This is a genomic window from Paenibacillus cisolokensis, assembly GCF_050481165.1.
GTDB classification, from domain to species: Bacteria; Bacillota; Bacilli; order Paenibacillales; family Paenibacillaceae; genus Paenibacillus_AH; species Paenibacillus_AH cisolokensis.
The window spans coordinates 16,654-27,756 of sequence record NZ_JBCNFP010000104.1 but is presented as its reverse complement, the minus strand read 5'-3'; the positions used below and the strand labels follow the sequence as shown (position 1 = coordinate 27,756).

Sequence of the window (11,103 nt, the reverse complement as noted above, 5' to 3'; positions counted from 1 at the left end):
ATTCTTGCAATTTACGGTTTTTCATGATTCGAAAAAGGGAACATATGTTGACTTGCGTGAGATCAAGCTTTTCGCTACAATAAAGGTGGGACTTAAAATGTTTATGTGGGACGTATTGCGTCCATGGAGTTGAGCGATGACGATGCGAGAACTTCTCGATCTGCAGCAGCAGCTCGTGCCGGATTTGATGGACCGGATGAAAAAGCGGTATCGGGTGCTGCACCAGGTCATGTTGTCCGACTCGATCGGCCGCAGGACGCTGGCGACGTCGCTGTCGATGACGGAGCGGGTGCTCCGGGCGGAAACGGATTTTCTGAAGGCGCAGGGACTGCTTGAAATCCATTCATCCGGCATGCGGATTACGGATGCGGGCAGACGTCTGCTCGAAGAGATGGAGCCGCTGTTCCGGACGATGTTCGGTCTCTCGGAGCTGGAAGAGAAGATTCGCCGGCATTTCGGCCTGAAGCAGGTCGTAATCGTCCCCGGCGATTCGGAGGCGTCGCCCCGAACGAAGCGGGAGCTGGGTAGAGCGGGCTGTCAGGCGCTGCGCAAGGCGCTTGGCAAAGACGACGTCGTCGCGGTTACGGGCGGTTCGACGCTCGCGCAGGTAGCCAATCAGTTCTCGTCGCCAACGCCGCTCAAGAGCAACTGGTTCGTGCCGGCGCGGGGCGGACTGGGTGAAAGTCTGGATTATCAGGCGAACACGATCGCTTCCACGATGGCGAAGCGCACCGGCGCCCAATACCGGCTGCTTCATGTGCCCGATCATCTCGGCGAAGAAGCGTATTTGTCGCTCATGCAAGAGCCCAACGTCCGCGAAATCGTGGAAGTGATCCGCAGCGCCCGCATCGTCGTGCACGGCATCGGGGATGCAATGGTCATGGCGCGGCGCAGGCGGGTGGACGATTCCGTCGTCGAGGCGCTTAAGGCGGATGGGGCGCTTGCCGAGGCGTTCGGCTACTATTTCGACCGCAACGGCTCGGTCGTGCACAAAATGTTGACCGCCGGTTTGCGGCTGGAAGACATTATGACGACGGAAGTCGTCATCGCGGTCGCCGGAGGCCGCAGCAAGGCGGAAGCGATCGCCGCCGTCATGAAGTTCGGACACGACGACGTGCTGGTGACAGACGAAGCTGCGGCGAAGGAAATTGCTGCTCTTATCGATGCGGAGGAGCGGGAGTGATCATGACGGTTTACGGCAAGCAGTTGACATCGATGCCGGCAATCGTCTTGAAATATATTTGAACCACACAGGAGGAAGATGTGAAATGGTGAAAATAGGGATTAACGGTTTTGGCCGGATCGGCCGCAACGTATTCCGTGCTGCGCTGAACCGCAGCGATGTGCAAGTCGTAGCCGTCAACGACCTGACGGATACGAAAACGCTGGCTCACTTGCTGAAATACGACACGACCCATGGCCGGCTTGACGCTACGGTTGAAGCGAAAGAAGGCGCGCTGATCGTTAACGGCCGCGAAATCAAAGTATTCGCGGAGCGCAATCCGGAAAACCTGCCCTGGGCCGAGTACGGCGCCGAAATCGTTGTCGAATCGACCGGCATCTTCACCGCGAAGGAAAAAGCCGAGCTTCACCTGAAAGGCGGCGCGAAGAAAGTTATCATTTCCGCTCCGGCAACGAACGAAGATATTACGATCGTCATGGGCGTCAACGAAGACAAATACGATCCGCAAGCCCACACCGTTATCTCCAACGCGTCGTGTACGACGAACTGTCTGGCGCCTTTTGCGAAAGTGCTCAACGACAGATTCGGCATCGTCAAAGGGATGATGACGACGGTTCACTCCTACACGAACGACCAGAACGTGCTCGATCTGCCGCACAAAGATCTGCGCCGCGCACGTGCCGCCGCAGAAAACATCATTCCGTCCACGACGGGCGCCGCGAAAGCCGTCTCGCTCGTCCTGCCCGAGCTGAAAGGCAAGCTGAACGGCATGGCGATGCGCGTGCCGACGGCGAACGTGTCGGTTACCGACCTGGTTGCCGAGCTGAAAGTGAACGTGACGGTCGACGAAGTGAACGCGGCGCTGAAAGAAGCTGCCGAAGGCCCGCTGAAAGGCATTCTCGCCTACTCGGAAGAGCCGCTCGTCTCCAGCGACTACAACGGCAACCCGGCATCGTCCACGATCGACGCGCTGTCCACGATGGTCGTGGAAGGCAATATGGTGAAAGTCGTTTCCTGGTACGACAACGAATGGGGTTATTCCAACCGCGTCGTTGATCTGGCCGCTTACATCGCATCGAAAGGTCTGTAATCCGTTAACATGGTACCCCCGCACCCCGGCCTGTCAGGGCGCCCGCTAATGAAGCCCCGATGCGCTCGGAGGGGGAGAAGAAGTGACTCGGGGCTCATCCCAGGTCACTTCTTCGCGTATGACCGGATCTGTGCCGGCAGCATTCGAATTACTGATTACCAGGAGGTCAACCGATGAACAAAAAAAGTGTCCGCGACGTAGAAGTGTCCGGCAAACGCGTGTTTGTCCGCGTCGATTTTAACGTTCCGCTGGAAAACGGCCGCATTACCGACGATACCCGCATCCGCGAGACGCTGCCGACGATTCAATATTTGATCGAACGCGGCGCCAAAGTGATTCTCGCTTCCCATCTGGGCCGTCCGAAAGGACAGGTGGTGGAAGAACTGCGCCTGACGCCTGTCGCGCAGCGGCTTTCCGAGCTGCTTGGCCGTCCGGTCGCGAAAGCCGACGAAGCGGTAGGCGAAGCGGTGGAAGCGAAAATCGCGGCGATGAACGACGGCGATGTGCTGCTGCTTGAGAACGTCCGCTTTTACCCCGGAGAAGAGAAGAACGATCCGGAACTGGCCAAAGGCTTCGCCAAGCTGGCCGACCTGTACGTTAACGACGCATTCGGCGCCGCCCACCGCGCGCATGCTTCGACGGAAGGGATCGCGCATCATCTACCGGCCGTATCCGGCCTGCTGATGGAGAAAGAGCTGACGATCCTCGGCAAAGCGCTCTCCAATCCGGAACGTCCTTTCACGGCGATTATCGGCGGTTCCAAAGTGAAGGACAAAATCGACGTCATTAACAAAATGATCGAGATTGCCGACAACATCATCATCGGCGGAGGCCTCTCTTATACATTCTTCAAAGCGCAAGGCTACGAAATCGGCAAATCGCTCGTGGACAACGAAAAGCTGGATCTGGCTCTCGGCTTTATCGAGAAAGCGAAAGCCGCCGGCAAACGGTTCCTGCTTCCGGTCGATGTCGTCGTGACCGACGATTTCAGCGCTGACGCCAATACCCGGGTCGTCAGCATCGACAGCATCCCGGCCGACTGGGAAGCGATCGATATCGGACCGAAGACGCGGGAAATTTACGCCGACGTCATCCGTTCGTCCAAGCTGGTCGTATGGAACGGCCCGATGGGCGTATTCGAAATCGAACCGTTCTCCCACGGCACGCAGGCGGTTGCGCGCGCATGCGCGGAAACGGAAGCCTATACCGTGATCGGCGGCGGGGACTCCGCGGCTGCGGCGGAAAAATTCGGGCTGGCGGACAAGATGGACCATATTTCGACCGGCGGCGGCGCATCGCTTGAATTCATGGAAGGCAAGGCGCTCCCGGGCGTAGTCGCGCTGAACGACAAGTAAGGGTCGGGCAAATCTGAAGGAGGGATTCCGGCTGTGAGAAAACCGATTATCGCAGGGAATTGGAAAATGTTCAAAACCTCGTCCGAAGCGGTAAGCTTCCTGGCCGAGGTGAAAGGGAAGGCCGAAATCGACGGTGTGGAAAGCGTCATCTGCGCGCCGTTCACCGCGCTGCCCTCGCTTGTCAAAGCGGCCGAAGGAACGACGATTGCCATCGGGGCGCAAAACGTCCACTATGAGGACAGCGGCGCCTATACGGGCGAAATCAGCGGCGGCATGCTGAAGGAGCTCGGCGTCAAGTACGTCATCGTCGGACATTCCGAGCGGCGGGCGTATTTCGGAGAAACCGATGAAATTGTCAACAAGAAAGTCCACGCCGCATTCCGGCACGGCCTGACGCCGATCGTATGCGTTGGCGAGAAGCTGGAAGAACGCGAAGCGGGCCAGACGAAGGAAGTCTGCCGGGTGCAAACCGAAGGCGCGCTCCAAGGACTGAGTGCGGCGCAAGCGGCCGAAGTCGTCATCGCCTACGAGCCGATCTGGGCGATCGGCACCGGCAAATCATCGACCGCGGCGGATGCCGAGGATGTAATCGCCTATATCCGTTCGGTCGTGAAGGATCTGTTCGGACAATCGACGGCCGACGCGATCCGGATTCAGTACGGCGGCAGCGTGAAGCCGGCCAACGTGGCGGAATATCTGGGCCAGCCGAACATCGACGGCGCATTGGTCGGCGGCGCCAGCCTGGAGCCGGCCTCTTATGTTCAGCTGATCGAGGGGGCGAAGTAAGATGTCGGCACCGAAACCGGTCGCGCTAATCATTCTCGACGGCTTCGCGCTGCGCGAGGAGACGCAGGGCAACGCCGTCGCCCAGGCGAAAAAACCGAACTTTGACCGCTACTGGTCGACTTATCCGCATACGACCCTGACCGCTTGCGGCGAGGCGGTCGGGCTTCCGGAAGGCCAGATGGGCAATTCGGAAGTCGGCCATCTCAATATCGGGGCCGGACGGATCGTTTACCAGGATTTGACCCGCATCAGCAAGTCGATCCGGGAAGGCGAATTTTTCGAAAACGAAACGCTGCTGGCGGCCGTTCGCCATGCGAAGCAGAACGGCAAAAAGCTGCATCTGTACGGCTTGCTTTCCGACGGCGGCGTACACAGCCATATCGAGCATCTGTACGCGTTGCTTGAACTGGCGAAGCGGGAAAACCTGCAGGACGTTTACATCCATGCTTTCCTGGACGGCCGCGACGTCGCGCCGGACAGCGCCAAAGGCTATCTCGAAAACCTGCAGCAGAAGATCGCCGAGCTTGGCGTCGGACGGATTGCGACGGTGCAGGGCCGGTACTATGCGATGGACCGCGACAAGCGCTGGGAACGGACGGAGAAATCGTACCGCGCGATGGTCTACGGAGAAGGCCCGAAATATACCGATCCGATTCAAGCCGTAGTTGAATCGTACGAGAAATCGGTATATGATGAATTCGTCATGCCGACGGTTATCGTGGGCGAGGACGGCAAGCCGGTCGGACTGGTTGAATCCGAAGATTCGGTCATTTTCTTCAATTTCCGGCCCGATCGGGCGATTCAGCTTTCGCAGGTCTTCACGAACGAAGATTTCCAGGGCTTCGACCGGGGACCGGCATATCCGAAAAATCTGCATTACGTCTGCCTGACGCTGTTTAGCGAGACGGTGGGCGGCTACGTCGCTTACAAACCGAAAAATCTCGACAATACGTTCGGCGAAGTGCTTGTCCAGCACGGCAAGCGTCAGCTGCGCATTGCCGAGACGGAGAAATATCCGCATGTCACGTTCTTCTTCAGCGGCGGACGGGACGTGGAACTGCCCGGCGAGACGCGCATTCTCATCCCTTCGCCGAAGGTGGCCACCTATGACCTGAAGCCGGAGATGAGCGCTTACGAAGTGGCGGACGCCGCTGTCAAGGAAATCGAGGCGGGACGCCATGACGCGATCATTCTGAACTTTGCCAACCCCGACATGGTCGGCCATTCCGGCAAGCTGGAACCGACGATCAAGGCGGTGGAAGCGACGGACGAATGTCTGGGCAAAGTGGTGGAAGCGGTGCTGGCGCAAGGCGGCATCTGTCTCATTACGGCCGACCACGGCAACGCGGATATGATTACTGACGAGATGGGCCGTCCGCATACGGCGCACACGACGAATCCGGTGCCGTTTATCGTCACCAAGACCGGCCTTAAGCTCCGCGAAGGCGGCATTCTGGCCGATATCGCCCCGACGATGCTGGAGCTGATGAACATCGCCAAGCCTGAAGAAATGACGGGTTCCAGCTTGCTGAATCGATAACCGAGCCTCGATCCGGCGAATATCTAAATAAAGGAGTGTCCAATCTATGTCCCTCATTGTTGATGTTTATGCCCGCGAAGTGCTTGATTCCCGCGGCAACCCGACGGTAGAAGTGGAAGTGACCCTCGAATCCGGCGGCAAAGGCAGCGCGATCGTGCCTTCCGGCGCTTCGACCGGCGCTTACGAGGCTGTCGAGCTGCGCGACGGCGACAAAAGCCGTTATTTGGGCAAAGGGGTGCTGAAGGCGGTAGAGAACGTCAATACCGTCATCGCGCCGGAAATTATCGGCCTTGACGCATTCGACCAAGCGCTGATCGACCGCAAAATGATCGAGCTCGACGGCACGCCGAACAAAGGCAAGCTCGGCGCCAACGCGATTCTGGCCGTTTCGATGGCCGTAGCCCGCGCGGCAGCCGATGCGCTCGGCATTCCGCTGTACGCTTACCTCGGCGGCTTCAACGCCAAAGTGCTGCCGGTGCCGATGATGAACATCGTCAACGGCGGCGAACATGCCGACAACAATATCGACGTGCAGGAGTTCATGATTCTGCCGGTCGGCGCATCGAGCTTCAAGGAAGCGCTCCGGATCGGCGCGGAAATTTTCCACAACCTGAAATCGGTACTGAAGGACAAAGGACTGAACACGGCTGTCGGCGACGAAGGCGGATTCGCTCCGAACCTCGGGTCGAACGAAGAAGCGATCACGACGATTATCGCCGCGATCGAGCGCGCCGGGTACAAGCCGGGCGTAGACGTGTTCCTGGGCATGGACGTCGCTTCCACGGAATTTTACAAGGACGGCAAATATCATCTGGAAGGCGAAGGCAAGTCGTTCACGTCCGCGGAATTCGTCGACCTGCTCGCCTCCTGGGTGGATAAGTACCCGATCATCACGATCGAGGACGGCTGTTCCGAGGACGACTGGGAAGGCTGGAAGCTGCTGACCGAGAAACTGGGCGGCCGCGTACAGCTCGTCGGCGACGACCTGTTCGTGACGAACACGAAACGTCTGGCCGACGGCATCGAGAAAGGCGTGGGCAACTCCATTCTCGTTAAAGTTAACCAAATCGGCACCCTGACCGAAACGTTCGACGCGATCGAAATGGCCAAACGTGCCGGTTACACCGCCGTTGTGTCGCACCGTTCCGGCGAAAGCGAAGACAGCACGATCGCGGACATCGCCGTCGCGACCAATGCCGGCCAGATCAAAACCGGCGCGCCGTCCCGTACGGACCGCGTAGCGAAGTACAACCAGCTGCTGCGCATCGAGGACCGTCTCGGATCGTCGGCGCAATATGCGGGCAAGTCGGCGTTCTACAACCTGAAAAACTTTAAATAATCGTCCGGTACGCCCGCTTCATGCGGGACGGAACAGCGGCCGGCGCCCTTCTGCGGGGCGCCGGCTTTTTGCAGTTGCGGCGGATTGCCGTAGAAGCGTGATGAATCACGACGTAAACATTTGATGAGGCGAAGTATTTACGCTTTGAATCGAAGCATTTCGGGGTGCTATGGAGCAGGGCAAGAAATACGAGCTCGGCGGGCTTCTGCCGGAAGGGGCAAGCTATTGTATTCATGCGGACGGTATGATACAATAAACTTGCTGTTTTCGGCGCTGCGGAGCTATCTCCGAAGGCCCGGGAAGGAACGTGTTTGCGCAGCTCCTGCGCGGGAGGTGGGAAAATGGAAGTATTTCTGAAAATTTTGCTCATCGTGTTCTCGGTTGGTCTGATTGCGGTCGTCCTGCTGCAAAAAGGAAAAAGCGCAGGGTTGTCTGGTGCGATTTCCGGCGGTGCGGAGCATCTGTTCGGCAAGCAAAAAGCTCGGGGGCTCGATTTGTTTTTACAGCGTTTGACGGTCGTGCTGGCGGTCGGCTTCTTTATCCTTTCGCTGTCCGTCGCGTATTTGGTGAAATCCTAATGTAAATATAAGCGGAAAGCGGGGATGCATCCCCGCTTTTTTTATGGCGAATGGCGGCAGACGGTTGCGCGGTGGCGATTTCGTATATACTGAATGGTATATGTACATTTATAAAAAGTAGCGATGAATAAGCGCAGCCGCCTTCGACTCGTCAAGATTCAGGCTGCGCCGACGAGGTGGGAGAAGATTGACGATTACGGAGCGCGATGTGCTGGAGTTTATGCGGGAGACGGCATACAAGCCGATGACGTATCAGGAGTTGGAGCAGCATTTCGGCATTCAGGATGCCGGCGAATTTAAAGCGTTTCTGCAGCAGTTGAACCGGCTGGAAGCGGAAGGGCAAATTATACGGACCCGCAATGACCGCTACGGCGTGCCGGAGCGGATGAATTTGCTTCGCGGAAAGCTGCAGTCGCATCCGAAAGGGTTTGCCTTTCTGCTGACGGATGACGACGAGCACCCGGATGTCTATATTCATGCCAATGATTTGAAAGGCGCCATGAACGGGGATACGGTGCTTGTCCGGATCACGTCCAAAAGCGAAGGCGGCGGACGGATGGAAGGCGAGGTTGTCCGAATTGTGCAGCGGGCCGTGAAAGAGATCGTCGGCACGTTCGACAACCATGAATATTACGGATTTGTTATTCCGGATGACAAACGGATTCAGAAAGATATTTTCGTTCCGAAGGGATCGTTTGGCGGAGCGGTAACGGGGCAGAAGGTCGTCGTCCGCATCGTGAAATACCCGGAAGGCAAACGGACGGCCGCCGAAGGGGAAATTGTGGAGATTCTCGGCCATAAGGACGATCCGGGGGTCGACATTTTGTCGGTGATCCGCAAGCATCAGCTGCCGGAAGCCTTTCCGGAGGAAGTGCTGGCGGAGGCGGATGCGGTGCCCGACACAATCTCGGAAGATGAAATCGCCGCCCAGGGTCGCCGGGATTTGCGGAACAAAGTCATTGTGACGATCGACGGCGAAGATGCCAAGGATCTCGACGACGCGGTTCATGTGGAACGGCTGGACAACGGAAACTATGTGCTCGGCGTCCATATTGCCGATGTAGGCTATTATGTGAAGGAGAAATCGGCGCTCGATCAGGAAGCGTACCGGCGGGGCTGCAGCGTCTACCTCGTCGACCGGGTCATTCCGATGCTGCCTCACCGGCTCTCGAACGGCATCTGTTCACTCAATCCGAAGGTGGATCGGCTGACGCTGTCGTGCGAAATGGAATTCGACGGGAAGACGTTGAAGCGGGTGCGGCACGATATTTATACGAGCGTCATTCGGACGACGGAACGGATGACCTATACGAATGTGCGCCGCATACTGACCGCGACGGAGGAGGAGCCGGAGACCGAGCTGATGGAACGGTATGCCGGGCTGATCGACATGTTCCGGCTGATGGAAGAGCTCGCGATGAAACTTCGCCGCAAGCGGATGCAGCGGGGCGCGATCGATTTCGATTTTCAGGAAGCGAAGGTCATCGTCGATGAGCAAGGCAAAGCGGTCGATATCGTCAAGCGGGAACGATCGGTCGCCGAGCAGATTATCGAGGAGTTTATGCTGGCGGCGAACGAGACGGTCGCGGAACATTTTCACTGGCTGCGCCTGCCGTTTCTGTACCGGGTCCACGAGGAGCCGGACAGTGAAAAGCTGCTGCACTTCCTGCAGTTTGCTTCCAATTTCGGCTATGTGGTGAAAGGGAAGAGCAATTCGATCCATCCGCGTGCGCTGCAGTCGCTGCTCGAGGAAATTCGCGGTGCGAAGGAAGAGACGGTCATTTCGACGATGCTGCTCCGCTCGATGAAGCAGGCGAAGTACGCGGCGGAAAGCCTCGGGCATTTCGGGCTCGCGGCTGAGTTTTACACCCATTTCACGTCGCCGATTCGCCGTTATCCGGACCTCGTCATTCACCGGATTATCCGCGAGGTGCTGGAGAACGGCGGAATGCTGCCGGAGCATCGCATCGATGCGCTGGCCGCGAGGATGCCGGACATTGCGCAGCAATCGTCGGAGCGGGAACGTGTGGCGGTTGACGCGGAGCGGGATACGGAGCGGATGAAGAAATGCGAGTACATGCTGGATAAGATCGACGAGGAATTTGACGGCATTGTCAGCGGCGTTACCAGCTTCGGCATGTTCGTGGAGCTGGACAATACGGTCGAAGGGCTCATCCGCCTCAGCAGCCTGGCCGACGATTATTATCATTTCGATGAGCTGCATATGGTGCTGATCGGCGAGCGCACCTCGAAGGTGTACCGGATCGGCGACGAGGTGCGAATCCGCGTGGCGCGCGTCAATATGGACGACTATACGATCGATTTCGAGATGGTCGACGTCCGGCCGCGCGGCCGTTATCGCGGCTACGCCGAAGCGGGCTACGGCGGCTCGCGCAAGGGAAGCCGCCGCGGCGCTGCCGGCGGCGGGCGATACGGCCGCGATGCGGGCAGGGGCGAAGCGCCCGCACGCGGAGGGAAGCCGCGCAAGAATAGGCGCGGCGGAGATGCCGCTGCGGCGGATGAGGCGCAGCGGGAGCCGTTGTCCGAGGCCGGGGCGAGGGAGACCGGCCTCGGCGAGGATGCGCACACGAGCCATGGCGGTGGCGAGGTGCGCAAGGATATGTGGGGGCTGCCGATTCCGGGCAGCCCACGCAGCGGCGCCGCGCGCGGCCGGAACGGCGCGCCGCGCGGCGGCCGTGCGGCGGCGGGGAGCGGTGCATCCCGCCGCAAGAAGACGTCGCCGACGGGGATTTTCGTCGGCGACGGCGGGGGCGGCGCGGCCGCCGGGGCCGGGGCGAAGCCGCGCAAGAAGAAGCGGGGCGGCGCCGGCAACGGTACGGCGGCGTTCGTCCGCAAGAAGCGGAAGTAAGACGGCGGATGCAGCCGCCAGATCGCTTCTATGTTGTTGTAGCCTATGTTGTCACCCGAAGAGGCTTAGCTGTCCCGGACAACTAATGCTTCTTCGGGGGCTGGCTTCCAACGGGGACAGGCGTTGCGAGTGTGTGGTGACGATTTTTTGTTGAACTGGCCACTTTCACTGATAAGCTGGGGATGGGTACGCATCAATTGCATTTTGCATGGCTAACGGAGTGTTCCGATCCCATTCGCTAACATTTTAACGGTTGATGACGGGTTCCGTGTTCTTGATTTGTGCGGCTCATTTTTGATACAATCAAAACTTGACCGGACTGTTCGATATAGGGGCAAATGTCGCAGCGCTGATTGATTAGGC

8 protein-coding genes are annotated in these 11,103 nt (G+C 58.6%); all 8 read left to right on the top strand.

Annotated features, from left to right (window positions below):
• The first annotated feature begins 142 nt into the window (after positions 1 to 142).
• Positions 143 to 1,183, top strand: coding sequence for a sugar-binding transcriptional regulator (locus ABEV74_RS17395; RefSeq protein WP_430147929.1), 1,041 nt, complete (start codon positions 143 to 145; stop codon positions 1,181 to 1,183).
• Positions 1,184 to 1,268: 85 nt separating this feature from the next.
• Positions 1,269 to 2,273 (top strand): type I glyceraldehyde-3-phosphate dehydrogenase, encoded by a 1,005-nt coding sequence (gene gap, locus ABEV74_RS17390; protein ID WP_062489406.1) that lies wholly within the window; start codon positions 1,269 to 1,271, stop codon positions 2,271 to 2,273.
• 173 nt (positions 2,274 to 2,446) lie between these two features.
• Complete coding sequence (locus tag ABEV74_RS17385) at positions 2,447 to 3,628, top strand: phosphoglycerate kinase (RefSeq protein WP_430147922.1); 1,182 nt, start codon at positions 2,447 to 2,449, stop codon at positions 3,626 to 3,628.
• 33 nt (positions 3,629 to 3,661) lie between these two features.
• A complete protein-coding gene (tpiA, locus tag ABEV74_RS17380) occupies positions 3,662 to 4,414 on the top strand; it encodes a triose-phosphate isomerase (RefSeq protein WP_062489401.1) in 753 nt (250 codons plus the stop codon).
• Position 4,415: 1 nt separating this feature from the next.
• Positions 4,416 to 5,954, top strand: a complete 1,539-nt coding sequence (gene gpmI, locus ABEV74_RS17375; protein ID WP_430147919.1) for a 2,3-bisphosphoglycerate-independent phosphoglycerate mutase — start codon at positions 4,416 to 4,418, stop codon at positions 5,952 to 5,954.
• Between the two features lie 46 nt (positions 5,955 to 6,000).
• Positions 6,001 to 7,293, top strand: a complete 1,293-nt coding sequence (gene eno / locus ABEV74_RS17370) for a phosphopyruvate hydratase (RefSeq protein ID WP_430147916.1) — start codon at positions 6,001 to 6,003, stop codon at positions 7,291 to 7,293.
• Positions 7,294 to 7,634: 341 nt separating this feature from the next.
• Positions 7,635 to 7,871: a preprotein translocase subunit SecG gene (gene secG, locus ABEV74_RS17365; RefSeq protein WP_062489395.1), complete on the top strand. Its 237-nt coding sequence runs from the start codon at positions 7,635 to 7,637 to the stop codon at positions 7,869 to 7,871.
• A gap of 220 nt (positions 7,872 to 8,091) precedes the next feature.
• Positions 8,092 to 10,740: a ribonuclease R gene (gene rnr / locus ABEV74_RS17360; RefSeq protein ID WP_430147926.1), complete on the top strand. Its 2,649-nt coding sequence runs from the start codon at positions 8,092 to 8,094 to the stop codon at positions 10,738 to 10,740.
• Positions 10,741 to 11,103: the final 363 nt, after the last annotated feature.